Origin of the sequence: Cellulomonas chitinilytica (assembly GCF_016862675.1) — a bacterium.
Classification (GTDB): Bacteria; Actinomycetota; Actinomycetes; order Actinomycetales; family Cellulomonadaceae; genus Cellulomonas; species Cellulomonas chitinilytica.
This window is the reverse complement of sequence record NZ_BONK01000007.1, coordinates 113,259-140,122: the sequence shown is the minus strand read 5'-3', so window position 1 is coordinate 140,122 and position 26,864 is coordinate 113,259. Positions and strand designations below refer to the sequence as shown.

Genomic DNA, 26,864 nt, shown 5'->3' with positions numbered 1-26,864 from the left:
ACATGATGGCCCGATGGAGCTCGCGTTCACGGGCGGTGTCGCCCTGATCGTCCTGCTCGGCGTCGGCGGCCAGGTCCTCGGCCGGGCCGTCGGGGTGCCGTCGATCATCCTTCTGCTCGTCCTTGGGCTCCTGGTCGGTCCGGTGCTCGGGTGGCTGGACCCGGAGGCGATCCTCGGCGACAACCTGTTCCCGCTGGTCACGATGGCCGTCTCGCTCCTGCTGTTCGAGGAGTCGCTCAAGCTCGACCTGAGCCGGCTGGGCGGGGGTGCGAGGCGCCCGGTCATCGGCCTGGTCACGGTCGGCGCACTGGTCACGGGGGTCGGCGGCGCGCTGGCCGCGTGGGCCGTGCTCGACCTGAGCCCGGCGCGGGCCGCGGTGATCGGCGCGATCGTCATCGTGTCGGGGCCGACGGTCGTCGGGCCGCTGCTGGCGATCATCCGCCCGCGGCAGCCGCTGGAGTCCGTGCTGGCGTTCGAGGGCATCTTCATCGACCCGATCGGTGCGACCGTCGCGGTCGCCGCGGTGAACGTCGCGCTGCACGCCAACCCGCCGCTGCTCGGGCCCACGGGTGCCACGGGGGTGACCGCTGGTCTCGTCGGTGCCGTGCTGTACCTGCTGGCGGTCCGGTCCGGGTGGGTGCCCGCGCCGATGCAGGTGCCGCTCGCGGTGGCGGTCGCGCTGGTGGCGTTCGCGGGTGCGGAGGCGGCGTTCGACGAGGCAGGGCTGTTCGCGACGACGGCGATGGGGGTGACGCTCGCGAACCAGAAGGTCGTGCGGATCGACGCGCTGCACGAGTTCGGCAGCCACGTCGGCCTGCTCATCGTGGGCTCGCTGTTCATCGTCCTCTCAGCGCTGGTGGATCTCGACGCCCTCGCGCACTACCTCCCCGCGACGCTTCTCGTCGTCGCACTCCTGGCGCTGGTGGTGCGGCCGATGGCGACGTGGGTCGCGACGACGCGCTCGGTGCTGACGGGCCGCGAGCGCGCGATGGTCGCCTGGATGGCACCGCGCGGCATCGTCGCCGCGTCGACGGCCTCGGTGCTGTCGATCCGGTTCGAGCACTCGGGCCAGCCCTTTCCGGAGCTCGTCCCGGTGGTGTTCGGGGTGGTCCTCGTGACGGCCGTCCTCTACGGCCTGACGGGTCCGCCGGTTGCGTCGGCGCTGGGTGTCCGTGGGCCCGAGGAGGTCGCGCTGGACGACGAAGGGGCGCCGGTCATCGACGGCGGCAGCTCCGTGGCCGACTCGTGATCATCTCGGTATCTGGATGTTACTTGCCGGTAAGACAGACGTTTCTTGTGTGACTTGTGTGTGTTAGACATCCCTCCAACACGCACACGCCGGAGTGGCCTGGGTCACAGGTCCCGGCTCCTGACGAAAGAGGTAGCGGATGTCTTCCGTTGCGAAGAACCGGCGCCGCGCGCTCGCGGCGACCGCGGGCATCGCGGCCACAGCCCTCGTCCTCGCCGCCTGCAGCGGCAACGGGAACGACGGCGGCAGCACCGACAGCGCCGACAACGGCAGCAGCGGGGGCGCGCTGACCATCGGCACCACCGACAAGATCGTCACCCTCGACCCCGCCGGGTCCTACGACAACGGCTCGCTCGCCGTGCAGACCCAGGTGTTCGAGTTCCTCATGAACTCGCCGTACGGCTCCTCGGACGTCGAGCCCGACGCCGCCGAGTCCGCCGAGTTCACGAGCCCGACCGAGTACACGGTCAAGCTCAAGGACGGCCTGAAGTTCGCCAACGGCCACGCCCTGACGGCCTCGGACGTGAAGTTTTCGTTCGACCGCCAGCTGAAGATCGCCGCGCCCGACGGCCCGTCGTCGCTGCTCTACAACCTCGACTCGACGGACGCCGTGGACGACCTCACCGTCGTGTTCCACCTCAAGGCCGCCAACGACCAGGTGTTCCCGCAGATCCTCGCGAGCTTCCCCGGCGCGATCGTCGACGAGGAGGTCCTCTCCCCCGACGAGCTCACGCCCGACCAGGACATCGTCAAGGCGAACGCCTTCGCCGGCCAGTACGTGATCACCGGCTACGACTTCAACAACCTGGTCTCGTACAAGGCGAACCCGGACTACAAGGGTCTGCTCGGCAAGCCGAAGACGGACGAGATCAACGTCAAGTACTACGCCGACTCCTCGAACCTCAAGCTCGAGATCCAGCAGGGCGACATCGACGTCGCCATCCGCAGCCTCGCGGCCACGGACATCGAGGACCTGCGCGGCGACGACAACGTCAAGGTCGTCGACGGCCCCGGCGGCGAGATCCGCTACATCACGTTCAACTTCGACACGCAGCCCTACGGCACCCAGACGGCGGAGGCCGACCCGGCCAAGGCCCTCGCGGTGCGCCAGGCCGTCGCCGACCTCATCGACCGCCAGGAGCTGTCGGACCAGGTCTACAAGGGCACGTACACGCCGCTGTACTCGTTCGTCGCGGAGGGCCTGACCGGCGCCAACGAGGCGCTCAAGGGCCTCTACGGCGACGGCAAGGGTGGCCCCGACGCCGCCAAGGCGAAGGAGACCCTCTCGGCCGCCGGCGTCACCACGCCCGTCAAGCTGAGCCTGCAGTACTCGAACGACCACTACGGCCCGTCGTCGGGTGACGAGTACGGCCTCATCAAGGACCAGCTCGAGAAGGACGGCCTGTTCGCCGTCGACCTCCAGACCACCGAGTGGGTGCAGTACTCGAAGGACCGCGTCGCCGACGTCTACCCCGCGTACCAGCTCGGCTGGTTCCCGGACTACTCGGACGCCGACAACTACCTGACGCCGTTCTTCCTCAAGGACAACTTCCTGGCGAACCACTACGACAACCCGACCGTCAACGACATGATCCTGCAGCAGGCGACCACGCCGGACCCGACCGAGCGGACCGCGCTCATCGGCCAGATCCAGGACGCCGTCGCGAAGGACCTCTCGACCGTCCCGTACCTCCAGGGTGCGCAGGTCGCCGTCGTCGGCAAGAACGTCAACGGTGCGGAGGACACGCTCGACGCGTCCTTCAAGTTCCGCTACGGCGCTCTCTCCAAGGGCTGAGCACCAGCTAGTTCCCCGGGCCGGTCGGCCCGTCCTGCTCACGACGCAGGGCGGGCCGGCCGGCTCGACCGGCATCGGTGCCCACCTCGCACCACCGCAGCACAGGCAGGAATCCCATGACCTCCATCACCACGGGCGCGCCGACGGACGCCGCACCCGTCGAGTCCCCTGACGCCCCGGGCAAGTCCCGACGACGCACCGGCGGGGGGCTCGGCCGCTACCTGCTGGTCCGCTTCCTGCTGATCTTCCCCACGATCTTCATCCTCGTGACGACCGTCTTCGTCCTGATGCGGGCCACGGGCGACCCGATCACCGCCGCGCTCGGCGGCCGGCTGACGCCCCAGCAGCTCCAGGAGCGGATCCACGAGGCCGGCTACGACCGGCCGCTGCTCACGCAGTACCTCGACTACCTCGGCGGCATCGTGCGGGGCGACTTCGGGTCGACGATCTCGGACCACCGCCCCGTCACCGAGGTGATCCTCACGTACGGCGCCGCGACGCTCGAGCTCACGTTCTACGCGCTCATCGTCGCGTTCGCCGTCGGCGTCCCGCTCGGCCGCATCGCCGCGGCCCGACGCGACAAGGCGCCCGACGCGGGCCTGCGGGTCGGCGCGATCCTCGCCTACGCGACGCCGGTGTTCTTCGCCGGCATGCTGCTCAAGCTCACGTTCTCGGTGTGGCTCAACGCGCTGCCGGTCTCCGGACGGGCGTCGACGGGCGCCGAGATCCAGATGCAGCTGCACAGCGCCGGGACGGGCCTCTACCTCGTGGACGCGCTGAGCACGGGCGACGGCGAGGTCGTCCTCGACGTGCTGCGGCACGCGGTCCTGCCCGCCGTCACCCTCGGCCTGCTGACGGCCGGGGTGTTCCTGCGGCTCGTCCGCACCAACGTCATCGGCACGCTGTCGTCCGGCTACGTCGAGGCGGCCCGCTCCCGCGGGGTCGCCGAGCGGCGCCTGCTGAAGAAGCACGCGTGGCGTCCGGCGCTGGTGCCGATCATCACCGTCATCGGTCTGCAGATCGCGCTGCTCCTGGGCGGTGCGGTGCTGACCGAGACCACGTTCGAGTGGAAGGGCCTCGGCTTCCAGCTGGTGCAGTACCTGCTGGCCCGCGACTTCGTGGCCGTCCAGGGCCTCGTCGCCCTGCTCGCCGTCGTGGTGGCCCTGACCAACTTCGTCGTCGACGTCATCGCGGCGCTCGTCGACCCGAGGATCCGGTACTGACATGACGACCACCACCGCACCCGCCCCCGCACCTGCACCTACGCGCCTGCCGCTCTGGAAGCGCCTGCCCGTCGTCCACCAGCTCCGCACCAGCGTCGGCCTGCAGCGCGGCATGCTCGTCGGCGGCCTCGTCCTGACGGCGGTCTTCGTCCTCACGGCCGTCTTCGCGCCGCTCCTCGCGCCGTACGGCTACGCCCAGCTCCGCAGCGACGGCGTCGCGTTCGGCTCGCAGCAGCCGCCCTCCGCCGAGCACCTGTGGGGCACCACCGTCGGCGGCTACGACGTGCTGTCCCGCGTCATCTGGGGCGCGCGCACGGCCCTGCTCGTGATGATCGTGGCCGTCGTGCTGTCGAGCGTCGTGGGCATCCTGCTCGGCCTGGTGTCCGCCTACTTCGGTGGCTGGCTCGACCGCACGCTCGTGGTCGTCGCCGACGCGATCTACGCGTTCCCGTCGCTGCTGCTCGCGATCGTCGTCGCCATCGCCATCAGCGGGGGCCAGTCCGGGATGTGGGCCGGGATCCTCGCGGCGGCGATATCGATCACCGTCGTGTTCATCCCGCAGTACTTCCGGGTGGTCCGCGCCGAGGTGGTGCGGATCAAGTCGGAGGCGTTCGTCGAGTCGGCGCGCGTGATCGGTGCGAACCACTGGCGGATCATGACCCGCCACGTGCTGCGGAACTCGACGCGCACGCTCCCGCTGATCATGACGCTGAACTGCTCGGAGGCCGTCCTGACGCTCGCCGGCCTGGGCTTCCTGGGCTTCGGCATCGAGCCGACGTCTGCCGCCGAGTGGGGCTATGACCTGTTCAAGGCCCTGTCCGACGTCACGAGCGGCATCTGGTGGACGTCGATCTTCCCCGGCACGGCGATCGTGCTCACGGTGCTCGGCGTGACGCTCGTCGGGGAGTCGCTCAACGACCTCGCCGACCCGCGCCTGCGCACCCGCCGGGCCGCCGCGCAGCTCGCCGGCGAGGTCGGCACCGCGTCCGTCGTCCCGGGCGGCGTCCTCGCCGCCGGCCCCGAGGGCTTCGAGGGCCTCGGCGCCTTCGAGGGCCCGTCGGACGCCACCTTCGCCGGCCCCACGGCCGAGGACGGAGCAGCACAGTGAGCACCACCCCCGTCGTGGACATCCGCGACCTGAAGATCACATTCGCCACCGACCGGGGCTCCGTCGCCGCTGTCTCGGGCGTCAGCCTGAGCGTCGCACCGGGCGAGGTCCTCGCCATCGTGGGCGAGTCGGGCTCGGGCAAGACGGTCACGGCCCGCACGATCCTCGGCCTGCTGCCCTCGACCGCGACGACCGAGGGCGCCGTGCTGCTCTCCCGTCGGGACGGGTCGCAGCAGCTCGACGTCACCCGGCTCAAGGGCTCGGCGCTGCGGGACGTCCGCGGCCGGGACGCCGCGATGGTGTTCCAGGAGCCGTCGAGCGTCCTCAACCCGGTGTACCCGGTCGGCTGGCAGATCATCGAGGGCCTGCGGGCCCACGCGAAGCTGTCCCGGGCGCAGGCGCGCGAGAAGGCGATCGACGTGCTGCGGCGCGTGGGCATCCCGGACCCGGAGCACCGCGTCGACTACTACCCGCACCAGTTCTCGGGCGGGCAGAAGCAGCGCATCGTCATCGCGCAGGCGGTCTCGCTGAACCCGGGCCTGATCATCGCCGACGAGCCGACGACCGCCCTCGACGTCACCGTCCAGGCGGAGATCCTCGAGCTGCTGCGGCGGCTGCCGCAGGACTTCGGCTCGGCGGTCGTCATCATCACGCACAACATGGGCGTGGTGGCCGACCTGGCCGACCGGGTCGCGGTGATGTACGACGGCGAGATCGTCGAGCAGGCCGACGTCCGCACGCTGTTCGAGTCGCCGCAGCACCCGTACACGCGCGCGCTGCTCGACGCGGTCCCCCGCGTCGGCGGCACCCGGCTGCGCACGCACGAGCCGCTCGACGTGGACGGCACGAGCGCCGCGTTCGCGACCCCGGCCGTCGACCCGACGGCCACCCCGGTGGTCGAGGCGAAGGGCCTGCGCATCGTCTACCCGGGCCGGCTGCGGCAGCCCGGGTTCACGGCGGTCGACGGCGTCGACCTCGTGATCCGCCCGGGCGAGGTCCTCGGTCTCGTGGGCGAGTCGGGCAGCGGGAAGACGACGATCGGCCGGGCCATCGCGGGCCTCACCCCGATCAGCGACGGGTCGCTCCAGGTGCTCGGCGTCGAGATGCGCGGGGTCCGCGAACGGACGTTCCGGCCCGTGCGCAAGCGGATCGGGTTCGTCTTCCAGGACCCGGCGACGAGCTTCAACCCGCTGCTCACGATCGCCCAGTGCGTCGCGGAGCCGCTCGTCGTCCACGGCGTCGCCAGCGACCCGCACGACGCCCGGGCCCGTGTCGACGAGCTGCTGGAGGCCGTGCAGCTGCCCGCCGCGTACGGCGACCGGTTCCCGCACGAGCTCTCCGGCGGTCAGCGGCAGCGCGCGTCGCTCGCCCGGGCCCTCGCGCTCGACCCGGAGCTGCTCATCGCCGACGAGCCGACGTCCGCGCTGGACGTCTCGGTGCAGGCCCGCGTGCTCGACCTGTTCGCCCGGCTGCAGGCCGAGCTCGGGTTCGCGTGCCTGTTCATCAGCCACGACCTGGCCGTCGTCGACATGCTCGCGGACCGCATCGCGGTGCTGCACCGCGGCGTGCTCGTCGAGGAGGGCACGGGCGACGAGGTGCTCGGCGCGCCGAAGCACCCGTACACGCAGCGGCTGCTCGCGTCGCTGCCCGTCCCCGACCCGGTGGAGCAGGCCGTCCGCCGGGAGGCCTGGAACCGGCTGCGGTAGCAGCCGACGGACCGACGGCCGCGGGTGCCTCCCTGATCGGGTGCCCGCGGCCGTCTCATACCCGGACGGGCCGCGGTCGACGTGGCTCCGTCGACGTGGCTCCGTCGTCGCGCGTCCGCGCCGCGTCGGCCTCACACTCGACGCATGCCGGCCGCGCCCACGACGCCCGACACCGTCCGGGCCTCCGCCCCGACCGCGCCCGACGAGGCGCGCAGCCCCCGCGTGTGCGTGCTCGCCGCGACCCCGCTCCTCACCGTGACGATCGAGGCGCCGACCAGCGAGGACGCCCATCCCGAGGTGCACGTGCACGCCGGCGGCCAGGGCCTGTGGGTCGCCCGCATGGCCGTCTCGCTCGGCGCCGACGTCGTGGTGTGCGGCCCGTTCGGCGGCGAGATCGGCACGGTCCTGGCCCACCTCGCGGAGGTCGAACGGCTCCGCGTCCGGCCCACCCAGTACGCGGGCGGCAACGGCGCGTACGTGCACGACCGGCGCGACGGCGACCGCCGGGAGATCGCGGAGACGCCCCCGCACCCGCTGGACCGGCACGAGCTCGACGACCTGTACGGCACCGTCCTGGTCGAGGCGATGGACGCCGACGTCACGGTCCTCACCGGCGCGGACCCGCCGACGATCCTGCCCGCCGCGGTCGTCGGCCGGCTCGCCGGCGACCTGCGCGCGGCCGGCCGCACGGTCGTCGCGGACCTCTCGGGGAGGGCCGCCGCGGCGTTCGCGCAGGCCGGCGGCACCCTGCTCAAGATCAGCCACGAGGAGCTCGTCGAGGGCGGCTTCGCCGCGGGGCACACCACCGACGAGCTGACCCGGGCGGCCCGCGCCCTGCTGACGGCCGGGTCCACCGACCGACCCGCCGGCCACCTCGCCGCCGTCGTCGTCTCCCGCGCGGGCGACGCAGGGCTCGTGGTCACCGCCGACGACGTGCGTGCCGTGCACCCACCGCCGATCACGGTCGTCGACCACCGGGGCGCCGGCGACTCGATGACCGCGGGCATCGCGGTCGGCATCGGTCGCGGCCTGCCGCTCGAGGAGGCCGTCCGTCTCGGCGCCGCGGCGGGCGCCCTCAACGTCACGCGCCGCGGCCTCGGCACGGGCCGTCGCGAGCAGATCGAGCGTTTCGCCCGCCGCGTCGTGATCCGCCCCCTGGAGGACACCCCCGCCTGACCCGCCCGCCCACCGCCCCGGTGGCGGTTCCGCACGCGCGACGGTCGGATGGAGGCATGCGCGTGCTCGTGACGAACGACGACGGCATCGACTCCCCCGGCCTCGCGGTGCTCGCCCAGGTCGCGCTCGACGCCGGCCACGACGTGGTCGTCGCAGCCCCGGCCCGGGAGTCGTCCGGGGCCAGCGCGTCCCTCCTGGGCGCCGAGAAGGACGGCCGGCTCCTCGTGGAGGCTCGCCCGTCCCCGGGCCTGCCGGACGGCGTCACGTCGTTCGCGGTCCGTGCGGCGCCCGGCCTGATCGCGTTCGTCGCGGCCTACGGCGGGTTCGGGCCGAAGCCCGACCTGGTCCTCTCGGGCGTCAACCGGGGCGCGAACACGGGCCACGCGGTGCTGCACTCGGGGACGGTCGGCGCGGCGCTGTCGGCCGCGACGCACGACATCCCCGGCCTGGCCGTCTCGATCGCCGAGCAGGACCCCCGCCACTGGGAGACGGCGGGTTGGTACACCCGCCCGGTCCTGGACTGGATCGTGGCCCACGGCGAGCGCAACCGGGTGCTCAACCTCAACGTGCCCGACCGGCCCGTCGACGCCGTGCGGGGCCTGCGCAAGGCGCCGCTCGCGTCGTTCGGCGCGGTCCAGGCCCGCGTCCACGAGCTCGAGCACGGCAACCTGCAGCTCACGTACGCGGACGTCGAGATCACGCGCGAGCCGGACACCGACGCGGGCCTGCTCGCCCGCGGCTGGGCCACCCTCACGCAACTGCGCGCGCCGTGCTTCGACGCGGACGCCGCCCTGCCGGAGCTGCCCGCGCAGACGCCCGACGGGACCGCCGACCGGTCCCCTGGCCACACCCCCTCGGACGCGTCGGTAGGCTCGGCATCATGACGTGGCTGGTCACTGGCGGGGCGGGGTACATCGGGTCGCACGTGGTGCGGGCGTTCGGGCAGGTCGGGCTCGGCACGGTCGTGCTCGACGACCTGTCCAGCGGCCACAAGGAGTTCGTCCCGGCGGACGTGCCGCTCGTCGAGGGCTCCATCCTCGACACGGACCTCGTGGCGGACACCCTCGCGACGCACGGCGTCGTCGGCGTCGTCCACCTGGCGGGGTTCAAGTACGCGGGTGTCTCCGTCGACCGGCCTCTGCACACGTACGACCAGAACGTCACCGGCACCGCGCACCTCCTCGAGGCGATGGCGTCGCAGGGGGTCGACGCGATCGTGTTCTCGTCGTCGGCCGCCGTGTACGGCACCCCGGACGTCGACCTGGTCACGGAGACGACCGCGACCCGCCCCGAGTCGCCGTACGGCGAGTCCAAGCTCATCGGCGAGTGGCTGCTGCGGGACCAGGGGCGCGCGGCCGGCCTGCGGCACACGTCGTTGCGCTACTTCAACGTCGTCGGCTCCGGGACCCCTGAGCTGTACGACACGAGCCCGCACAACCTGTTCCCGCTGGTGCTCGACGCCCTGGCGGAGGGCCGCACACCGCGCATCAACGGCACGGACTACCCGACGCCCGACGGCACGTGCGTGCGGGACTACATCCACGTGGCGGATCTCGCGGACGCGCACGTGGCGGCGGCCCGGGTGCTGGCCGACGGTGGCTCGCTGGAACCCGTCTACAACCTCGGCTCGGGCGACGGCGTCTCTGTGCGGCAGATCATGACGGCGATGGCCGAGGCCACCGGTGTCGCGTTCGAGCCCGAGATCGCCGCGCGGCGCCCCGGCGACCCGGCCCGCATCGTCGCGTCGGGCGAGCTCGCGGCCCGCGACCTGGGCTGGCGCATGACGTACTCGCTCGACGAGATGGTCACCACGGCCTGGCAGGCCCGCGAGACCCACTGAGACCGCGCCGGCCCGGCCCGCCGCTCACCGGGCGGCGACCGGCAGCGCCTGCAGCTCGGGGAGGCGTCCCGCGAGCTCCTCCAGGACCGGCTCACGCCCCGCGTAGATCCCCTCGGCGCGCGGCCAGTGCACGACGACGTCGGTGAACCCGAGCGCCGCGCCCCGCTCGATCCCCTCGACGACGAGGTCCAGCGACGTGAGCGAGAAGATCGGCGCACCGTCGAGGCTGAGATACCGCCGAAGCGGTTCCGTCCGCCCCGCCGCGGCCTCGGCGGCGTCCATAGCGGTCGAGACGTCGGCCAGGCCGGCCCACCACTGCTCCTGCGCGACGACGGGGTCGGGGTCGACGTCCTCGGTCGCGTAGCTGGGGCCGTAGGTGATCCACCCTTGCCCGTACCGGGCGGCGAGCGTCATGGTGCGCGGCCCGGCGGCGGCGACGAGGAACGGTGTACGGGGCCGGGCGACGGTGCCGGGGATCATCCGCGCGTCGTCGGCCGTGTAGAACTCGCCGTGCCGGGTCGTGACCGGCTGGGTGAGCAGCGTGTCGAGCAGCCCGACGAACTCCTCGAACCGGCGCGTGCGTTCCCCCCGCGACCAGGCCGGGCCGGTCACGGACGCGTCGAAACCCTCGCCACCTGCGCCGATGCCGAGCAGGAACCGCCCGTCGCTCACGTCGTCGAGCCCCATCACGTCCTTCGCGAAGGGCACGGGGTGCCGGAAGTTCGGCGACGCGACGAACGTCCCCAGCCCGATGCGCGAGGTGACCGCGGCGGCCGCGGCCAGCAGCGGGACGGTCGCGAACCACGGCCCGTCCGCGAGCGTCCGCCAGGCGAGGTGGTCGTACGTCCACGCGTGGTCGAACCCCCACTCCTCGACCTGCTGCCAGCGCGCACGCGCCTGCGACCAGCGTTCCTCGGGGAGCAGCACGACGCCGACGGCAACCATGCGAGCGACCCTAGCCGGGCCCGCCGACACCGCGTCCGTCCGGGCGTACGTCGTGCCCGGCCGACCAGGGCCGGACGGGGGACGTGCGGGGTGGAGTTCAGGTGACGCTGTGGAGAACCGTGACGATTCGCCCGGGCAACTCGTTACGGTTCCGAGCGGCGGGTGGTCCGCCGGTGCTCGTCGCACGGCGCAACCCGGCCGGCAGCCTGATGACCGCCGACCAGGGCGCGGTGCGCGCGCTCGTCGCACGACTCCGCACCCAGCACGCCGCCGCCTGACCCGAGGAAGGTACACGCACGACGCCACCGCCCGCCGTTTCCGGTTGCCCGCGACCCGGGACCCGCGACTCGGGACCCGGGACCTGCGTGCGTCGTCGGCGGCTGGGTCGCGGTCTCACGCGTGTGCGTGCGCCTCCCGGCCGGCCTGCGACGGCGGCTCGAGCTGGAACGTGCAGTGGTCCACGTCGAAGTGCCCGGCCAGGCAGCGCCGCAGGTCGTCGAGCACACGACCGGCCTCGCCGCGCGCGAGGAGCTCGTCGGGCACCTCGACGTGCGCGGACAGCACCGGGACGCCCGACGTGATCGTCCAGGCATGCAGGTCGTGCACCCCGAGCACGCCGGGGACGCCGCAGATGTGCGCCCGGACCACGTCCAGGTCGACGGCCGCCGGGGTGGCCTCCAGCAGCACCACACCGACCTCGCGCAGCAGCGCGACCGCTCGCGGCACGACCATGAGCCCGATGACGACGGACGCGATCCCGTCCGCACGTACGAACCCGGTGGCCAGCACGACGACCGCGGCGACGACGACCGCGACCGAGCCGAGCAGGTCCCCGAGCACCTCGAGGTAGGCACCGCGGACGTTGAGCGACTCGGCCTGCCCGCGGTGCAGCAGTGCCAGGCCGACGGCGTTGGCGGCGAGCCCGACGACGGCGACGGCGAGCATCAGCCCGCCCTCGACCTCGACGGGCGAGAAGATCCGTCGCACGCCGCCGATCAGCACCCCGAGCCCGACGACCGCGATGACCAGCCCGTTCACCAGCGCAGCGAGCATCTCGGCCCGCTGCCACCCGAACGTCCGGACCGAGGTCGCCGGCCGGGCGGCCAGTGCCGTCGCCCCGAGCGCGAGGCCCACGCCGAGGGCGTCGGTCAGCATGTGCCCGGCGTCGGCCACCAGCGCGAACGAGCCCGACAGGAGCCCGCCGGCGACCTCGACGACCAGCACGACGACGGTGAGCACGAGGACCGCGAGGAGCCGCCGCCGGTGGGCGTACGCGGCGGTCCCGGGCGCGCCGCCGGCCGCGTGCCCGTGGGCGCCGCCGTGGGGGTGCCCGCTCACCGGCTCACCCCCACCCGAGCTGGTGCAGGCGCTCGTCGTCGATGCCGAAGTGGTGCGCGATCTCGTGCACGACGGTCACGGCGACCTCCTCGACCACGTCGTCCCTGTCGTCGCAGATCGCGAGGGTCGGGTTGCGGAAGATCGTGATGCGGTCCGGCAGCGACCCGGCCGCCCAGAACTCGCCCCGCTCGGTCAGCGGTGTGCCCTCGTAGAGCCCGAGCAGCTCCTCCTCGCCGGGCGGGACCTCGTCCTCGACGAGCACGACGACGTTGTCCATCATCGCGGCGAGCTCGGCCGGGATCTCGTCGAGCGCGTCACGCACGGCGTCCTCGAACTCGGCCCTCGTCATCTCGACCACCCGACCATCCTGCCTGCTCATGGCCCAGGTTTCACCGGCCCGGACCGCCCGTCCGACGCTCACTTTGGAGATCGGGCCCGACACCCCGTATGCTCATCACCGGTCATCCGGCGCCTCGACGTCAGGGGCGGGACTCGCCCCCATCGTCTAGCGGCCTAGGACCCCGCCCTTTCACGGCGGTAGCACGGGTTCGAATCCCGTTGGGGGTACGAGCAGTTCAGCAGGAAGCAGTACAGCAAGAAGGTCTCACCACGAGGCCCCGTAGCGCAGTTGGTTAGCGCGCCGCCCTGTCACGGCGGAGGTCGCGGGTTCAAGTCCCGTCGGGGTCGCTCGAAAATGCCGGTCTTCGGACCGGCGTTCTCGTTCCAGGGCTCTGTAGCTCAGTTGGTAGAGCGCACGACTGAAAATCGTGAGGTCACCGGATCGACACCGGTCGGAGCCACCTCGAAGAACCCCCGGGAGACCGGGGGTTCTTCTCGTTCCCGGGCCGGACGGTCGCCTTCCCGGGCCGGACGGCCGCCGCCGCGCACCGTCCCGTCGGAGGTGCCACGGAGGCACGGCCCGGACGCCTAGGCTGGTCGCACCGCACTTTCGACAGCCGACGGAGGACCTCCAGTGAGCAGCTCGTCCGGGCCGGAACGCCCGCGCCACCGCTTCTTCGACCGCTTCACCGAGCCGATTGCCGAGCTGGCGCGGGAGAAGATGGAGCTCGCCGAGGACCGTGTCCGCGAGGCGGTCCAGGCGGAGATCGACGCGGTCGGCGCGAGCGTCAAGAAGCGTGCGGTCGAGATCCGCCCCTCGGCGATCGCGTTCGCCGCGGCGCTGCTGCTCACCGTCTTCGGCCTGGGCCTGTTCGCCACCGCCGCCGTGCTCGGGCTGTCGCACGCCCTCGAGCCGTGGCTGTCGGCCCTCCTCGTCGGAGCGGCGCTCATCCTGCTGGCCGCCGGCTTCGCCGCGTGGGGCCGCCGCCACCTGCCCGAGCCGACCCCGATGTCGGTCGTCCGGGCCCGCGAGCCCGTCCACCCCGCCGGCGAGCAGGTCCACCCCTGGGCCGACTGACCGCAGACCGACCGCCGACCGCTCACCGACAGACCCGCACACTCACCCGCGCTCGGATCGCGTGCACCGCACCCCACCAGCACACTGAGAGTCCGAGCGACGAGCGGAAGGTCGTGACGATGACGACGCAGTCCACGCCACCGGGCGGCGGCAGGTCAGTAGGCGAGCTGGTCAGCGAGGTCAGCGAGCTGACCTCGCGGCTCGTGCGCGCCGAGATCGACCTGGCGAAGGCGGAGATCCAGGGCCGGGCCCAGCAGCTCGGCCTCGGCGCAGGGCTGGTCGCGGCGGCAGGGCTCCTGTCGCTCTACCTGCTGGCCGCCGTGATCGCCACGGCCATCCTGGCGCTGTGCACCGTGTGGGCGCCGTGGCTCGCCGCGCTCGTCGTCACGGGCGTGCTGCTGCTGATCATCGTCGTGCTGGCGCTCGTCGGCGTGAACCGGCTGAAGAAGGGCTCCCCGCCGAAGCCGACACGCGCCCTCGAGAACGTCCAGCAGGACATCGACGCCGTGAAGGCAGGGATCACGTCATGAGCGCCGACAAGCCGCAGGACACCAGCGAGGACAAGCCGTCGCCGCCGCCGTTCAGCACGCCGCGCATGGTCGAGCTCGAGGCCGAGGTGGCCGCGACCCGGGCACGCCTCGCGTCGACGGTCGACGAGCTCACGGGTGTGCTCGACCCGCGCGTGCAGGCCGGCCGCGCTGTCGACAGCGGCAAGCAGCTCCTCAAGGACGCGGTCCGGCCCGACGCCGACCCGAAGGCCCGCACGCGGGCGCGGATGGTGCTCGGGGGCGCCGTCGCCGTGGTCGCCGTCCTCGTGGCCGCCCGGCTCCGGGCGCGCGACTGAGCTCACCGGCCCCGGCGACTCTGCGGGGGTCGTGAGCTCGGGCGATCTGCGCGGGCACGTCAGAACGTCACGGGCACGCAAGAACGTCGGTGCCAGGCACCGACGTTCTGCCCGCGGCCCGGGGGCCGCGACGAGGGGAAGGCTCAGTCGTCCGCGGGACGCTGGGGCTGGGGGACGCCGTTCAGCAGGTCCCGCACCTCGGACTCGCGGTAGCGGCGATGCCCTCCGAGCGTCCTGATCGACGACAGCTTGCCGGCCTTCGCCCATCGGGTGACGGTCTTGGGGTCGACGCGGAAGAGCGTCGCGACCTCGGACGGCGTGAGCAGGGTCTCGGACTCTGCGGGATGCGTAGTCATCAGCTTGCCTCCTGGCGAGCGTGCGGCCGAGAGAACCCGAGCTGCTGTCGGGACACTCCGACCACGACTGGAGCGGGTGGAACCGGGGTCGAGCGGGTGATGCTGGCGGGCCTTCGCCCTAGCATGAACGAACGGAACAGAAGCCGCATTCCAGGACACGGTGTGACAGGTGAACCTTCACATGACGTCCACCGACCACATGTCTGCCGCGAGTCCCTGACCGCACTGTCAGCCTAAACCCGACAAATGGTTCTAGTCGCCTCGCGCGACACGATCTCGGTGACGGCGGGCAGTGACGAGAGTCGCGGGCAAGCAAGTGGTCGGAATGCCGGAGGACCATGTACCGTTGCACCGCGAAGAGACGAATCAGCACCCCGGGGCCGCACGTGTCAGCACGGAGCCGCCCCGCATCCACGTAAGAGGGGGTCGATGCCATGGGGCGCGGCCGTCAGAAGGCTAAGCAGACGAAGGTGGCCCGGGAGCTGAAGTACTTCAGCCCGGAGACCAACTACCGAGCCCTGGAGCAGGAGCTTGGGTCGCATGGCCACAACGACCTCGGTACCGACAGCCGCCGTGGAGGCGCTGCGGTGGACACCGACGACGAGGACGACGACTACCGTCGCTGGTCCGACGACGACTGACCCGGTCCTCGCGCGCTGACCTGTCCGCTCTGCGGGCTGGTCGGCCACGATCCGGACCGTCGGCCCGAGCGGCTCACCGCCATGTCTCTGCGTGGAGCCGCTCGTGCACCGACCGACGCCCGCCGTAGCCGTTCAGGCGAACGACGGGCGTCGACGTCGTCTGCGGTACCCGTCGTCTGAGGTACCCGGGGTCTGCGGTGTCCGGGGTCTGCGGTGTCCGGAGTCTGAGGTACCCGGAGCAGATCCGGGTCAGACCCGGTACGCCCCGGTCAGCCGCACGGCCCCGCCGTGGACGCCCTTGGTCCCCGCGACGATCCCGGGCGCCCCGACCACGTCGGTGACGGGGTCGGCGTCCCGGACCGCACCGAGCACCCAGGCCGGCAGCCCGATCTCGGCGGCGTGCGCGAGGACCCCGTCGACGGCGTCGGCGGCGACGATCGCGACCATGCCGACACCGAGGTTGAGCGTGCCCTCGAGGTCGTTCCACGGCACCTGCCCGAGGCGCTGGACGAGCGAGAACACGGGCGGCAGCTGCCATCCCCCGCGGTCGACGTCCGCGACGAGGCCCGTCGGCAGGACACGCGCGACGTTGGACGCCAGGCCGCCGCCGGTCACGTGGCTGAACGCGTGGATGCCGGCGACCCCGGCGCGCTCGACGAGGGCGAGGACGTCGCTCGCGTACACACGGGTCGGCTCGAGGAGCTCCTCGCCGAGGGTGCGGCCCAGCTCGTCGACGTGCCGCTCCAGGCCCCAGCCGGCGACCTCGACGACCTTGCGGACGAGCGAGTAGCCGTTGGAGTGCAGGCCGCTCGACGCGAGCGCGACGAGCACGTCGCCGGCCCGGACGCGGTCCGGCCCGAGCAGCTCGTCGGCCTCCACGACGCCGGTGGCGGCACCGGCCACGTCGTACTCGTCGGGCCCGAGCAGGCCCGGGTGCTCGGCCGTCTCGCCGCCGACGAGCGCGGTGCCGGCGACCGAGCACGCGGCGGCGATGCCGCGCACGACGTCGGCGATCCGCTCGGGGACAACCCGCCCGCACGCGATGTAGTCGGTCATGAACAGCGGCTTCGCGCCGACCACGACGATGTCGTCGACGACCATGCCCACCAGGTCGAACCCGATGGTGTGGTGGATGTCGAGGGCCTGCGCGATGGCGACCTTCGTGCCGACGCCGTCGGTCGAGGTCGCGAGCAGGGGGCGCCGGTAGCGGGTGAGCGCCGACGCGTCGTACAGGCCCGCGAAGCCGCCGACCCCGCCGAGCACCTGCGGGCCGTGCGTCGCGCGCACCGCGTCCTTCATGAGCTCGACGGCCTTGTCGCCCGCCTCGGTGTCGACGCCCGCGGTGGCGTACGTGATCTGCGCGTCGGTCACGGGTGCTCCAGGGCGGTCGCGCCGCCGGGGGTCGGGACGATGGTCAGCAGGCCGTCCTCGGGAGCGCCCAGCGGGAGCTCGTTCTGCTCGAGGAGGTGCTTGCCGAGCCGGTCGGCGGGCGGCAGCTCGATGGGGTACCGGCCCGAGAAGCAGGCCGTGCACAGCTGGGACGCGGGCTGCTCGGTGGCCTCGATGAGGCCCTCCTCCGAGATGTAGCCCAGCGAGTCGGCGCCGAGGGACGCCGCGATCTCGTCGGCCGACAGCCCGTTCGCGATGAGCTCGGCGCGCGAGGCGAAGTCGATGCCGTAGAAGCAGGGCCACTTCACGGGGGGCGAGCTGATCCGCACGTGCACCTCGGCGGCACCCGACTCGCGCAGCATCCGGATGAGCGCGCGCTGCGTGTTGCCGCGCACGATGGAGTCGTCGACCACGACCAGCCGCTTGCCGCGGATGACGTCGCGCAGCGGGTTGAGCTTGAGCCGGATGCCGAGCTGGCGCAGCGTCTGCGACGGCTGGATGAACGTGCGCCCGACGTACGCATTCTTCGTCAGGCCCTGCCCGAACGGGATGCCGGACTCCGTCGCGTACCCGACGGCGGCGGGGGTGCCGGACTCGGGCACGGGGATGACCAGATCCGCCTCGACCGGGTGCTCGACGGCGAGGCGGCGACCCATCGCCACGCGGGCGGCGTGCACCGAGCGGCCGGCGATCGACGTGTCCGGGCGGGCCAGGTAGACGTACTCGAAGATGCAGCCGGCGCGGTCGACCTCCGCGAACCGGGTGGAGCGCAGGCCGTCCGCGTCGATCGCGATGAACTCGCCCGGCTCGATCTCGCGCACGAACGACGCGCCGACGATGTCGAGCGCCGGCGTCTCGCTCGCCACGACCCACCCTCGCTCGAGCCGGCCGAGGACCAGCGGCCGCACGCCCTGCGGGTCGCGGGCGGCGTACAGCGTGGTCTCGTCCATGAACACGAGGCTGAACGCGCCGCGCAGCCGCGGCAGGACCTCGAGCGCCGTGGCCTCGAGCGTGTGGTCCGGGTCGCCCGCGAGCAGCGCGGTGACGAGGGCCGTGTCCGTGGTGTTGCCGCGCGCGAGCTCGCCGCGGCGCTGGCTGCCGTACCGCTCGGCGACGAGGTCGACGAGCTCGGCGGTGTTCGTGAGGTTGCCGTTGTGGCCGAGGGCCACGGTGCCGGCGGCCGTGGGGCCGAGCGTCGGCTGCGCGTTCTCCCAGGTCGAACCGCCCGTGGTCGAGTACCGGGCGTGGCCGATGGCGATGTGCCCCTGCAGGGCGTTCAGCGCGGTCTCGTCGAAGACCTGCGACACGAGGCCCATGTCCTTGTAGACGAGGAGCTGCTGGCCGTTCGACGTCGCGATGCCGGCCGACTCCTGCCCGCGGTGCTGCAGGGCGTAGAGGCCGAAGTACGCGAGCTTGGCGACTTCTTCGCCAGGGGCCCAGACGCCGAAGACGCCACAGGCGTCCTGGGGGCCCTTTTCGTTCGGAAGGAGATCGTGGTTCAGACGTCCGTCTGCGCGGGGTGCCACGTGCCTATGGTCGCACACGGCCGGGGCCCGGCCCGGCCCGGCCCGCTGTCCGGACACCCGCGGCGCCGCCCTCGGGCGGACCCGCGGGTCGTCGTGGGCGCGGATCCCGCAGCGGGACGGCGGTCCTGCGTCAGTCGGCGCGGCGGGCGCGGCGCACGCTGCGGCGGTCCGCGACGACGGCGAGCAGCCCGCCGACGAACCCGCCGAGGACCGCACCGGAGACGGCCATGACCGTGCGGACCGCGTTCTCGCCGTCGAGGAACGGCAGGAAGCCCGAGCCGTCGGCCGCGCGCGGGAGCTCCGGCTGGATCGCCTGCGTGAGGACGAGCGCGACGACGATGCCGACGAGCGCGCCGGCGGTGATGAAGGCGCCGAACTTCGGGGCGTGCCGGACGGTCGCCGGCTGTGCGTCGCGGACGAGCTCGGCCTCGGTGGGCACGGGGGCCTCGACCGGCTCGGGCGACCCGACGGGCTCGGAGGTCTCGACGGTCTCGGGCACGGGGGCCTCGTCCGGCTGAGCGGGCGTGGTGGGCTCGGTCGACGACACCCGGTGATCCTAGGTCAGCGGCAGCGTGCGCCTCGTCGGGCCGGCCGTCACGGACGCTGCCGGGCGGCCTGCAGCGGCAGCCACGACCCGAGGTCGGCGCGCTCGCCGGAGGCGTGCACCTTGCCGGTCGCCACGGCGTCCTCCCAGGTGAGGTCCCCGGTCGCGAGGCGGAGCCACGTCTGCGGGTCGGTCTCGACGACGTTGGGCGGGGTCCCGCGGGTGTGACGAGGACCCTCGACGGCCTGGACGGCGCCGTCCGGCGGGACCCGGACCTCGACGGCGTTGCCCGGGGCGACCTCCGCGAGCTCCTCGAGGGTGAAGCGGACGGCCGTGCGGCGGGCCGGCACGGGGACGTCGTCGGGCGCGGCGCGCCAGGTCGCGAGGGCGGCGCGCCCGTCGGCGGGCTCGGTGCGACGGCGTGGGGGCATGCACCCATTGTGGCGGGGCGAGCGTGGCCGAGGCCCCGTCGGGGCGCCGGGCTGGCGGCGCCCCGACCGACGGGCGGACATGGAAGCCGCAGGCCCGCGGACGGCGTCGTGGCTCGTCCGCGGGCCCGCGGCAGTCGGGGCCCTGTCAGGTCGGCTCGGGGGCGAGCCGGTGGCTCACCACTTCGCGTTGCGCGCGAGCTCCAGGGCGATGTCGTTGAACCAGGCGCCGGCCGTCGGGCCGCCGTTGCAGGTGCCGTCCGACTCGCCGGGCAGCTTGACCCACAGGAGGGCGTCGAGCCCGGTGCCGTCGTTCACGACCGTGGACCGCTCGCCGAGGGCGCGGCCGCGGGGGTTGCACCACTCGCCGTTCGAGCCGTTGCCGTTGCGGGACGTGTCGATGACGAACTTCTTGCCGCCGAGGCGCTGGCTGATCTGCTGGCCGTAGGACTTGGTGGCCTCGGTCGTCTGGTAGTTCGACGTGTTGAGCGCGAAGCCGACGACGTACTGGAAGCCGACCTGGTTGAGGCGGCTGACCGCCGTGTCGACCGAGAGCCAGGACGAGTGGCCCGCGTCGATGTAGACACGGCCGCCGGCCAGGGTCAGCGCCTTCGCGGCGTACTGGAGGAAGCCGACCCGGTCGCCCTGGCCGCTGCAGTCGCCGAGCTGGGCGAGGGCGTCGGGCTCGAGGACGACGTACGGGTTGCCCTTGATGCCGGCCGCGATGGTGTCGATCCACTTCGCGTACTCGCTGGTCGCGACGCCGCCGCCGGAGTACGAGCCGCAGTCACGGCCCGGGATGGCGTACACGGTGAGGATGCCCGTCTTGCCGGCGGCCTGCGCCCGGGAGGTGTAGTCGGCGACCTCCTGCTGGGCGTGGGACGCGTCGGACCAGTTGCCCACCCAGTACGACGCGGGGTTGAGGGCGATCTTCGCGAGCAGGTCCTTGTTGGTGCCCGTGGCCGACTGCCAGGCGGCGTACGCCTGCGTCTTGGTGTCGACGTAGAAGCCCGACGCCGGCGTGGGCGTGGGGGTCGGCGTCGGCGTCGGGGTGGGGGTCGGCGTCGGCGTGGGGGTCGGCGTCGGCGTCGGGGTCGGGGTCGGCGTGGGGGTCGGCGTCGGGGTCACGGTCGGTGTCACCGTCGGGGTGGGAGTGGGGGTCGGGGTGAGCGTGGGGGTGCTGGTCGGCGTCGTGACGACGCCGGTGCAGACGGTCCCGTTGAGGCTGAACGACGTCGGCACCGGGTTGGACCCGCTCCAGCCGCCGTTGAACCCGAAGCCGGTCGACGCGTTCTTGGCGAGCGACCCGTTCCACGACAGGTTCGACACCGTCACCTTCGAGCCGCTCGTCGTCACGGCGCCGTTCCAGAGCTGCTGGATCGTCTGGCCCGCCCCGAAGGTCCACTCGACCTTCCACGACGTGATCGGGTCGCCGAGGTTCGTGATGTTCACGGCGGCGCCGAAGCCGGTGTTCCACTGGTTGGTGACGGTGTAGTCGACCTTGCAGCCGGGCGCGGCCTGGGCCGACGCGGCGGCGGTGAAGCCGGCCACGGCGACCGCGGCTGCCGAGAGCAGCGCGATGACGTTTCTGCGGGTGGACATGCGGGCTCTCCTCGGTGGTCGGCGCGGTGCCGGGGGTGGCGTGGCGCCGGGTCGGGCGGTGCCGGGTGCTCGGGACGGCGTCCGGGCCGACGGCACCGCAGGTCGTCCGTGACCGGCGGGGACGTCGGGCGGCCGAAGGCACGACCCGGACCCGTCGAGGAAACCCGACCGACCGCGCCGAGGGCGAGGGTTCGCTCCGAACTGAAACGTTTAGTAGCCCGTCCGGCGTCGTCGATGCGCTTCCGCGCGGCCCCCACCACCCCCTCGCGCGCCGGACACCGACCCGTCGACGAGCGCCGTCGTGCCAGACTCCGCACCCGTGGGAACCCCTCTGACACCTCGGACGATGACCGCGCTGGGCGGGGCGGCCGCGCTCGTCCTCACGCTCGCCGGCTGCGCGGGCGGGGGTGCGGACGGAGCGGACGACAAGGCCCTCACCGCGGCCCGCGAGCGTGTCGAGCGCGGGATCCAGGCGGTCGCCGCGGCGGACGGCGGCACGACCGGCTACGCCACCGAGAAGGACACGGGCACGAGCAGGTCGGGGCGGTGCGCGGAGGTTCGCACGGAACCCACCTCCGTCGCCCCGGACCGGTACGAGGTCACCGCGGGCACCTTCACCGAGGACGAGCACTGCGCCGTCGGCCACTACTTCACCGTCGACGGCGACATCGTCTACGTCGACACCGACACCGTGCAGGACGGCGCCGCGTGCTTCGAGGCCACCTGGGCCCACGTGGACCCCGCGGTGCTCGACGAGTTCATGGGCGGCATGCAGCAGGAGGTCGACCCCGAGCCGGCGACGAGGCTCATGGACGCCGCGACCGAGGTCGCCGACGAGTCGACGCTCGACCTGACCGTCGACCTCTCGGTCGACGCGCTCCTCGACGCCGGCGTCGAGCCCGCCGACCCGGACGCGTTCCAGGACGCGACGGGCACCGGGACCTTCACGTTCACCGACGACGGTGCGCTGACGGAGATCGCGTACACGATCACGAAGGACGACGTCAGCGCGACGACACGGCAGTACTTCCGGGCGACGGGCGAGCCGCAGCACATCGTCCTGCCGACCGGCCACTGCCTGGGGGCCGAGGCTCCCCCGCTGACGACCGTCGACGACCTCCGGGCCTTCGTCGGGTGGGACGACCCGGCCGCGTGACCCGACCGGCCGCCGCCGTCAGCCGCGGGGGCGACCCGGGCCGCGCAGCCCTCGGTGCATGTCCTTCGTGATCTTCTTCCAGCGGTCGCGCTCCAGCGCGGCGAGCCGGACGTCCGCGCGGCGCGCCTGGTAGGCCGCCTCCCGCTCCAGCCGCCGCCAGCTGTCGAGCCGTCGGGGCGCCAGCTCGCCGGCCTCGAGCGCCTCCTGCACCGCGCACCCCGGCTCGCCCGTGTGGTGGCAGTCGCCGAACCGGCAGCGCGCCGCGAGGTCGGCGACGTCGGCGAACGTCGTGTCCAGCGCCTCCGCGTCCGCCACCAGCCCGACCCCGCGGATGCCCGGCGTGTCGATGAGCACCGCTCCCCCGGCCAGCGGCACCAGCTCGCGGTGGGTCGTCGTGTGCCGCCCCCGGCCGTCCGCACGCCGGCCGCCCGTCGCCATCACCTCACGGCCCGCGAGCGCGTTGACCAGCGTCGACTTCCCGGCTCCGGACGGTCCCACGACGACGAGGGTCATGCCCGGTGCGAGCAGCGCACGGACCCCGTCGAGCCCGGCCCCGGTCGGGACGGCCACCGCGTGCACGTCGACCGCGAGCGCGACGTCGGCCACCTCGGCCGCCATGCCCTCGGGGTCGGGCACCAGGTCCGCCTTGGTCAGCACGACCACCGGCTGCGCGCCCGACCGCCACGCGAGCGTCAGGAGCCGCTCCACGCGGCCCAGGTCCGGGTCCGGGTCGAGGTGCTCGACGACGAGGACGACGTCGACGTTCGCGGCGAGCGCCTGCGTCTGGGACGTCTTCCCCGCGGTGTCCCGCACGAGGGCCGTGCGGCGCGGGACGAGCGCGCGGACCCGGGGGCCGTCGGGGGTCTCGTCGAGCAGCAGCCAGTCGCCGACCGTGGGGACCGTGCGCTCGTCGTCCGGGCCGGGGACGAGGCCGTCACGGTCGAGGACGACGCGGCGCGGGTGCCCGTCCGGCCCGTCCGGGGCTCCCGACCGCCCCACCGGGGCGTCGTCGTGCGGCGCCAGCGCGTGCGCGGGCAGCACGAGGACCGCGCCCCTGTCGGCGCGGACCACACGGACGGCGTCCGGGACGCCGGGAAGGTCGGGCACGTGCTCGACGGTAGGCCGACGTCCCGGACACCTCACGCGAATAACGCGCCGGCCCGGGTGCCCGACCGCGCACGGTCCAGCCGCACGAGGAGGTCGGCGAGCGCGGCCGCGATCGGCTGGCCCGTCGCGTACTCGACGAACAGCCACTGCCCGGCCGGGTTGACCTCGAGGAACACGTGGTCGCCGTCCGGGGCCACCCGGAAGTCGGCCGCGCCGTACCGCAGGCCCAGCCGACGCATGACCGCCAGGAGCCGTTCCTGCACCGGCTCGGGCAGCCGGTACTCGGAGATCGGCGCGTGCGCGGAGTCGATGCGGAAGTCGAACTCGTAGGCCGACTGGTCGGCCCGGATCTCCGCGGCGAACACCTCGTCGCCCACGACTGTCGCCCGGATGTCCCGGCCGCCCGGCACGAGCTCCTGGAAGATCACCGGCGCGTACCGGACCTGGTCCATCAGGCCCAGGTCGACGTCGCGGACCGGGCGGGTCTCCCGCCACGTCGTCGGGGTCGCCGAGAACGACTTGAAGATCACCGCACCGCGCTCGGCGGCGACGAAGGCGCGGGCCTCGTCCGGGTCGTTCGTCATGAGCGTGCGCGGCACCCGCAGACCCGCTCGGGAGGCGAGCTGCAGCTGCCACATCTTGCGGGACGCCGCCTCGTCACGGTCCGGCTCGTTGACCCACTCCGCGTCGACGCACGACCAGATGCCCGCGACCATCGCGGCGCACTCGCCGATCGCGAACTGCCGGTCCTGCGGCCGGGTGACCTCGTCGTGCAGGACGAACGGCTGCGGGCGCCGCCACCACATGGCGTGCAGCTCGGCGAGGTCGAACCCCTCCCACGTGCCGGTCCACGTGCCGTCAGGGAGCTGACGGGTGGTGAGCGTGGTCGCGGTGGGCACGCGGGAGGTGTCCACGAGGTGGTGCCCGGCACCTGCACGGTCCAGGTGCCGGGTCACCTCCGTCGTGTGCAGGTCGTCCGGGTGGGAGACGATGCCGATCACGTCGGCCTCAGACCTCGCCGGACGCGATCAGCTGGTACAGCGCCTGCAGCGAGGCCAGGACCTGCGTCTGCGTGGCGATGAGCGCCTCGAGCTCGGCGAGCACCGGGTGCGTGGCCTGGATGCCCTCGTCGACCGGCGTGTACGGGCCGGCCTGGACGAACGGGCGGGCACCCCCGCCGAGCAGGCCGGACAGGCCCGGGAAGACGGGGTTGACGACCGGGTTGACGATCGTGCCCGGGTCGAAGCCCGGGTCGTCGGCAGCCGCGAACGTGCCCGGCTGGTCGGCGAGGCCCGTGTCGGCCGCGATGGGTGTTCCCGGCTGGTCGGCGACGATCACCGTGCCCGGCTGGTCGGCGGCGATCGTGGTGGCGAGGTCCTGCGCGACCGGGGTGCCGATGTTGTCGAGCGCGATGTTCGTGACGGTGTCCGCGACCGTGTGCGTGTCCGCCTGGAACAGCGTCGCGATCTGGTCCTGGATCGTGTGGCTGTCCGCCGCCTTGAGGGTCGCCACGACGTCCTGGGCCTTGATGGTCGCGTGGATGTCCTGCGCGAGCGGCGTCGCGACGTCCTGGAGGATGCCGGTGTCCGTCGCCTTGACCGTGTCCTGGCCGAGGAGCGTGCCGCCGATGTCCGTCGCGAGCGGTGTCCCCGTGAAGTCGCTGCCCAGGCCCGTGCTGGAGCTCGGCGTCGTGGCCTGCAGCGTCGGGGACGCCGCGAAGATCGCCGCGATCGCGGTGCCCGTGTTCTGCCCCGTGCCCGACGGGTTGCAGCCGCCGTTGGTGTGCACGCCGACGACCCGCCCGGTCGACGCCTGCAGGATGCCCGAGCCCGAGTTGCCGCCCAGGGTGTCGATGTCGTTGTAGCCGATCGTCGAGCCGACGATGCTCGTCGCCGGGCCCGCCTCGATCCGCTTCGGCTGGCCCGCAGGGTGCCCGATGATCGCGAGCATGTCCCCCACGGCCGCGTTCGTCGTGCCGAACTCCGTCCACCCGTAGGTGTTGCCGGGGCTGCCGCCGATGCGGCACAGCGCCATGTCGAGGCCGCCGAGCCGGTACTCGAGCAGCTGGGTGATCGGGTAGCTGACCTCGGTCTGCAGCACGCCGCCGGAGTCCACCTGGTAGTTGAAGTTCAGGTGCATCTGCTGCGCGGCCTGCTGCGGCGTGATCGCGCTCGACGTGCCGTTCTGGCGCGGGATCGTCCAGCCGTTCGGGTCCTGGTCGAACAGGTGGCCGCACGTGAGGAACAGGTCCGGGCCGATCATCGTCCCGCTGCCCCACCGGACGCCCGAGACGTCGCCGGGGTTCGTGAACACCGCCGCCAGGTTGCTGTTCCACTGGACCTGCACGGCAGGGGCCTGGTGCGCGTTCACGAACGCCACCGTCACACCCAGGGTGCCGTCGTACTGCTCGACGGGCTGCGAGTCGTCGGTCGCCCCGCAGATGGTCTCGAGGATCGCGCTGTAGTCGGGGCCCGCCCCCGCCATCCGCTCGTCGGGGAGGACGAGCTTGTCGAGCCGGGGTGGGTACAGGCTGTTGTCGAGATCCGCGTTCGCTGGCTTCTTCGTTGAAGGCATCGCTGCTCCCTGACGGTCGACGACAGTCCCCCTGTCGCGCCGTCAGGAAGGAGCCTGGCCCGATTTGTCCAGATACGCCAACCTCGGTGCGGCTGCAGGAGGACAGCGCGACCACGACCCGCACGACGGATCGCCACGAACCGCTCAGACCGGCAGCCCGAGAGCAACCCGGGCATGCCCCCTCACGGTGTCGTCCGGGTCGTCGACCAGCGCCCGGCAGATGTCGCCGTCTGCGCTCCGGTGGCAGACGACGTTCCAGCGCACGTCCGCCGAACGGTCGTGCAGCAGCTCGTCGACGACGTCCCGCGGCAGCCGCGACGACGCCGCCACGACCTGACGGACCTCCTTGCGCCGGTCCCGCGCGAGGACGCGCAGCAGGTCGACGGGGCAGGCGTCGGACATGGCGACGTGGAGGCGGACCCGGTGGTCGGTGTCCTCCGCGAGCGCCCACAGGATGTCGGCGGACGTGGAGGTCAACGCGAGCTGCTCGCGCCCGTGCCGCAGCGGGTGCCGCAGGAGCTCGTCGACGACCTCACGGTCCAGCCTGTCGCCCAGCTGTCCGACGGCCCAGACGAGCTGGCCGTCGGCTGCCGACAGTGCCGCCAGATGCAGCGCTCGCCCTGCCGAGACATTCTGCGCGGCCTCCCAGCGAACCCGCCAGTGAGCGTCGTCGAGCAGAGCGAGCAGCACGTCCTGCGGGCACGCGGGGTTGGCGGCGAGGTTCTCCCGGACCTGCCTGTCTCGGTCGTCCGCGAAGGACCGCAAGACGTCGGCAGCAGCGTCAGGCCGACGTGCCGCGGCCCGCCTGACGTCGGCGCCCACGGCATTCGAGGACAGGCTGACGCGCGACTTCGCGTCGTCACCCATGTCGACCCTCCGCTGTGTTCACCACCGCCCGCG

At 73.0% G+C, this 26,864-nt stretch carries 26 protein-coding genes and 3 tRNA genes; 16 read left to right on the top strand and 13 right to left on the bottom strand.

The features are described from left to right. Positions 1-13: 13 nt before the first annotated feature. The 8 genes from Cch01nite_RS11605 to galE all read left to right on the top strand — a co-directional run bounded on the left by Cch01nite_RS11605 (position 14) and on the right by galE (position 10,097). Complete coding sequence (locus Cch01nite_RS11605) at positions 14-1,249, top strand: cation:proton antiporter domain-containing protein (RefSeq protein ID WP_203753826.1); 1,236 nt, start codon at positions 14-16, stop codon at positions 1,247-1,249. Between the two features lie 139 nt (positions 1,250-1,388). Continuing rightward, on the top strand, positions 1,389-3,044 hold the full coding sequence (locus Cch01nite_RS11600; protein ID WP_203753808.1) for an ABC transporter substrate-binding protein: 1,656 nt from the start codon (positions 1,389-1,391) through the stop codon (positions 3,042-3,044). 116 nt (positions 3,045-3,160) lie between these two features. Beyond that, on the top strand, positions 3,161-4,267 hold the full coding sequence (locus Cch01nite_RS11595) for an ABC transporter permease (RefSeq protein WP_203753805.1): 1,107 nt from the start codon (positions 3,161-3,163) through the stop codon (positions 4,265-4,267). Position 4,268: 1 nt separating this feature from the next. Further along, on the top strand, positions 4,269-5,375 hold the full coding sequence (locus tag Cch01nite_RS11590) for an ABC transporter permease (protein WP_203753802.1): 1,107 nt from the start codon (positions 4,269-4,271) through the stop codon (positions 5,373-5,375). Next, a complete protein-coding gene (locus Cch01nite_RS11585) occupies positions 5,372-7,081 on the top strand; it encodes an ABC transporter ATP-binding protein (RefSeq protein ID WP_203753800.1) in 1,710 nt (569 codons plus the stop codon). Before Cch01nite_RS11590 ends, Cch01nite_RS11585 begins: the two co-directional genes overlap by 4 nt. A gap of 144 nt (positions 7,082-7,225) precedes the next feature. Further along, positions 7,226-8,257, top strand: coding sequence for a 1-phosphofructokinase family hexose kinase (locus Cch01nite_RS11580; protein ID WP_203753797.1), 1,032 nt, complete (start codon positions 7,226-7,228; stop codon positions 8,255-8,257). 56 nt (positions 8,258-8,313) lie between these two features. Then, positions 8,314-9,141, top strand: a complete 828-nt coding sequence (gene surE / locus Cch01nite_RS11575) for a 5'/3'-nucleotidase SurE (RefSeq protein WP_203753794.1) — start codon at positions 8,314-8,316, stop codon at positions 9,139-9,141. Further along, complete coding sequence (gene galE, locus Cch01nite_RS11570) at positions 9,138-10,097, top strand: UDP-glucose 4-epimerase GalE (protein WP_203753791.1); 960 nt, start codon at positions 9,138-9,140, stop codon at positions 10,095-10,097. Before surE ends, galE begins: the two co-directional genes overlap by 4 nt. Positions 10,098-10,121: 24 nt before the next feature. Here galE and Cch01nite_RS11565 read toward each other — a convergent pair whose 3' ends face one another. The 3 genes from Cch01nite_RS11565 to Cch01nite_RS11555 form a co-directional block, all read right to left on the bottom strand. After that, complete coding sequence (locus tag Cch01nite_RS11565; RefSeq protein WP_203753788.1) at positions 10,122-11,042, bottom strand: LLM class flavin-dependent oxidoreductase; 921 nt, start codon at positions 11,040-11,042, stop codon at positions 10,122-10,124. 393 nt (positions 11,043-11,435) lie between these two features. Continuing rightward, a complete protein-coding gene (locus tag Cch01nite_RS11560) occupies positions 11,436-12,380 on the bottom strand; it encodes a cation diffusion facilitator family transporter (protein WP_203753772.1) in 945 nt (314 codons plus the stop codon). Positions 12,381-12,384: 4 nt separating this feature from the next. Continuing rightward, entirely contained in the window at positions 12,385-12,729 is a 345-nt protein-coding gene (locus tag Cch01nite_RS11555; protein ID WP_203754402.1) for a metallopeptidase family protein, read from the bottom strand. A gap of 145 nt (positions 12,730-12,874) precedes the next feature. On the opposite strand from Cch01nite_RS11555, the gene Cch01nite_RS11550 reads away from it, so the two are divergent. From Cch01nite_RS11550 to Cch01nite_RS11525, 6 genes are all read left to right on the top strand, one after another. Beyond that, positions 12,875-12,947: transfer RNA gene (locus tag Cch01nite_RS11550), tRNA-Glu, on the top strand. Between the two features lie 46 nt (positions 12,948-12,993). Beyond that, positions 12,994-13,067: transfer RNA gene (locus Cch01nite_RS11545), tRNA-Asp, on the top strand. Between the two features lie 40 nt (positions 13,068-13,107). After that, positions 13,108-13,180: transfer RNA gene (locus Cch01nite_RS11540), tRNA-Phe, on the top strand. Positions 13,181-13,353: 173 nt separating this feature from the next. After that, positions 13,354-13,797: a phage holin family protein gene (locus Cch01nite_RS11535; protein WP_203753770.1), complete on the top strand. Its 444-nt coding sequence runs from the start codon at positions 13,354-13,356 to the stop codon at positions 13,795-13,797. 119 nt (positions 13,798-13,916) lie between these two features. Further along, a complete protein-coding gene (locus tag Cch01nite_RS11530) occupies positions 13,917-14,327 on the top strand; it encodes a phage holin family protein (protein WP_203753768.1) in 411 nt (136 codons plus the stop codon). After that, positions 14,324-14,641: a DUF3618 domain-containing protein gene (locus Cch01nite_RS11525; protein ID WP_203753766.1), complete on the top strand. Its 318-nt coding sequence runs from the start codon at positions 14,324-14,326 to the stop codon at positions 14,639-14,641. Before Cch01nite_RS11530 ends, Cch01nite_RS11525 begins: the two co-directional genes overlap by 4 nt. A 143-nt stretch (positions 14,642-14,784) precedes the next feature. Here Cch01nite_RS11525 and Cch01nite_RS11520 read toward each other — a convergent pair whose 3' ends face one another. Further along, on the bottom strand, positions 14,785-14,997 hold the full coding sequence (locus Cch01nite_RS11520) for a BldC family transcriptional regulator (protein ID WP_203753764.1): 213 nt from the start codon (positions 14,995-14,997) through the stop codon (positions 14,785-14,787). A gap of 434 nt (positions 14,998-15,431) precedes the next feature. Between Cch01nite_RS11520 and Cch01nite_RS11515 the strand changes: the two genes are divergently transcribed. Further along, entirely contained in the window at positions 15,432-15,638 is a 207-nt protein-coding gene (locus Cch01nite_RS11515; RefSeq protein ID WP_203753762.1) for a DUF3073 domain-containing protein, read from the top strand. Positions 15,639-15,887: 249 nt separating this feature from the next. Here the strand turns inward: Cch01nite_RS11515 and purM are convergent, their stop codons facing one another. The 5 genes from purM to Cch01nite_RS11490 all read right to left on the bottom strand — a co-directional run bounded on the left by purM (position 15,888) and on the right by Cch01nite_RS11490 (position 21,127). Next, positions 15,888-17,009 carry a phosphoribosylformylglycinamidine cyclo-ligase gene (gene purM, locus Cch01nite_RS11510; RefSeq protein WP_203753760.1) on the bottom strand — a complete coding sequence of 374 codons (1,122 nt, stop codon included), beginning with the start codon at positions 17,007-17,009 and terminating at the stop codon, positions 15,888-15,890. Beyond that, positions 17,006-18,553, bottom strand: coding sequence for an amidophosphoribosyltransferase (gene purF, locus Cch01nite_RS11505; RefSeq protein ID WP_203753758.1), 1,548 nt, complete (start codon positions 18,551-18,553; stop codon positions 17,006-17,008). The genes purM and purF overlap by 4 nt, the downstream gene beginning before the upstream one ends. A 130-nt stretch (positions 18,554-18,683) precedes the next feature. Further along, positions 18,684-19,100 carry a histidine kinase gene (locus Cch01nite_RS11500; RefSeq protein WP_239070348.1) on the bottom strand — a complete coding sequence of 139 codons (417 nt, stop codon included), beginning with the start codon at positions 19,098-19,100 and terminating at the stop codon, positions 18,684-18,686. 47 nt (positions 19,101-19,147) lie between these two features. Continuing rightward, the gene (locus Cch01nite_RS11495) at positions 19,148-19,528 is read right to left on the bottom strand and encodes a sterol carrier family protein (protein ID WP_203753755.1); all 381 of its coding nucleotides are present in this window, start codon (positions 19,526-19,528) and stop codon (positions 19,148-19,150) included. A 174-nt stretch (positions 19,529-19,702) separates the two neighbouring features. Further along, positions 19,703-21,127: a glycoside hydrolase family 6 protein gene (locus Cch01nite_RS11490; protein WP_203753752.1), complete on the bottom strand. Its 1,425-nt coding sequence runs from the start codon at positions 21,125-21,127 to the stop codon at positions 19,703-19,705. A gap of 346 nt (positions 21,128-21,473) precedes the next feature. Between Cch01nite_RS11490 and Cch01nite_RS11485 the strand changes: the two genes are divergently transcribed. After that, entirely contained in the window at positions 21,474-22,283 is an 810-nt protein-coding gene (locus Cch01nite_RS11485; RefSeq protein ID WP_203753748.1) for a hypothetical protein, read from the top strand. Positions 22,284-22,301: 18 nt separating this feature from the next. Here Cch01nite_RS11485 and rsgA read toward each other — a convergent pair whose 3' ends face one another. From rsgA to Cch01nite_RS11465, 4 genes are all read right to left on the bottom strand, one after another. After that, a complete protein-coding gene (rsgA, locus tag Cch01nite_RS11480) occupies positions 22,302-23,390 on the bottom strand; it encodes a ribosome small subunit-dependent GTPase A (RefSeq protein WP_239070342.1) in 1,089 nt (362 codons plus the stop codon). A 32-nt stretch (positions 23,391-23,422) separates the two neighbouring features. Continuing rightward, positions 23,423-24,391, bottom strand: a complete 969-nt coding sequence (locus Cch01nite_RS11475) for an MvdC/MvdD family ATP grasp protein (RefSeq protein WP_203753745.1) — start codon at positions 24,389-24,391, stop codon at positions 23,423-23,425. A 7-nt stretch (positions 24,392-24,398) separates the two neighbouring features. Next, positions 24,399-25,964 (bottom strand): trypsin-like serine peptidase, encoded by a 1,566-nt coding sequence (locus Cch01nite_RS11470; RefSeq protein ID WP_203753742.1) that lies wholly within the window; start codon positions 25,962-25,964, stop codon positions 24,399-24,401. Between the two features lie 144 nt (positions 25,965-26,108). After that, positions 26,109-26,831 carry a hypothetical protein gene (locus Cch01nite_RS11465; RefSeq protein ID WP_203753739.1) on the bottom strand — a complete coding sequence of 241 codons (723 nt, stop codon included), beginning with the start codon at positions 26,829-26,831 and terminating at the stop codon, positions 26,109-26,111. Between the last annotated feature and the right edge of the window lie 33 nt (positions 26,832-26,864).

Coding starts and splice junctions, on each gene's coding strand:
- Cch01nite_RS11605 (WP_203753826.1), top strand. CDS start 14: ATGGAGCTCGCGTTCACGGGCGGTGTCGCCCTGATCGTCCTGCTCGGC.
- Cch01nite_RS11600 (WP_203753808.1), top strand. CDS start 1,389: ATGTCTTCCGTTGCGAAGAACCGGCGCCGCGCGCTCGCGGCGACCGCG.
- Cch01nite_RS11595 (WP_203753805.1), top strand. CDS start 3,161: ATGACCTCCATCACCACGGGCGCGCCGACGGACGCCGCACCCGTCGAG.
- Cch01nite_RS11590 (WP_203753802.1), top strand. CDS start 4,269: ATGACGACCACCACCGCACCCGCCCCCGCACCTGCACCTACGCGCCTG.
- Cch01nite_RS11580 (WP_203753797.1), top strand. CDS start 7,226: ATGCCGGCCGCGCCCACGACGCCCGACACCGTCCGGGCCTCCGCCCCG.
- surE (WP_203753794.1), top strand. CDS start 8,314: ATGCGCGTGCTCGTGACGAACGACGACGGCATCGACTCCCCCGGCCTC.
- galE (WP_203753791.1), top strand. CDS start 9,138: ATGACGTGGCTGGTCACTGGCGGGGCGGGGTACATCGGGTCGCACGTG.
- Cch01nite_RS11565 (WP_203753788.1), bottom strand. CDS start 11,042: ATGGTTGCCGTCGGCGTCGTGCTGCTCCCCGAGGAACGCTGGTCGCAG.
- Cch01nite_RS11555 (WP_203754402.1), bottom strand. CDS start 12,729: ATGACGAGGGCCGAGTTCGAGGACGCCGTGCGTGACGCGCTCGACGAG.
- Cch01nite_RS11530 (WP_203753768.1), top strand. CDS start 13,917: ATGACGACGCAGTCCACGCCACCGGGCGGCGGCAGGTCAGTAGGCGAG.
- Cch01nite_RS11525 (WP_203753766.1), top strand. CDS start 14,324: ATGAGCGCCGACAAGCCGCAGGACACCAGCGAGGACAAGCCGTCGCCG.
- Cch01nite_RS11520 (WP_203753764.1), bottom strand. CDS start 14,997: ATGACTACGCATCCCGCAGAGTCCGAGACCCTGCTCACGCCGTCCGAG.
- Cch01nite_RS11515 (WP_203753762.1), top strand. CDS start 15,432: ATGGGGCGCGGCCGTCAGAAGGCTAAGCAGACGAAGGTGGCCCGGGAG.
- Cch01nite_RS11495 (WP_203753755.1), bottom strand. CDS start 19,528: ATGCCCCCACGCCGTCGCACCGAGCCCGCCGACGGGCGCGCCGCCCTC.
- Cch01nite_RS11490 (WP_203753752.1), bottom strand. CDS start 21,127: ATGTCCACCCGCAGAAACGTCATCGCGCTGCTCTCGGCAGCCGCGGTC.
- Cch01nite_RS11485 (WP_203753748.1), top strand. CDS start 21,474: ATGACCGCGCTGGGCGGGGCGGCCGCGCTCGTCCTCACGCTCGCCGGC.
- Cch01nite_RS11470 (WP_203753742.1), bottom strand. CDS start 25,964: ATGCCTTCAACGAAGAAGCCAGCGAACGCGGATCTCGACAACAGCCTG.
- Cch01nite_RS11465 (WP_203753739.1), bottom strand. CDS start 26,831: ATGGGTGACGACGCGAAGTCGCGCGTCAGCCTGTCCTCGAATGCCGTG.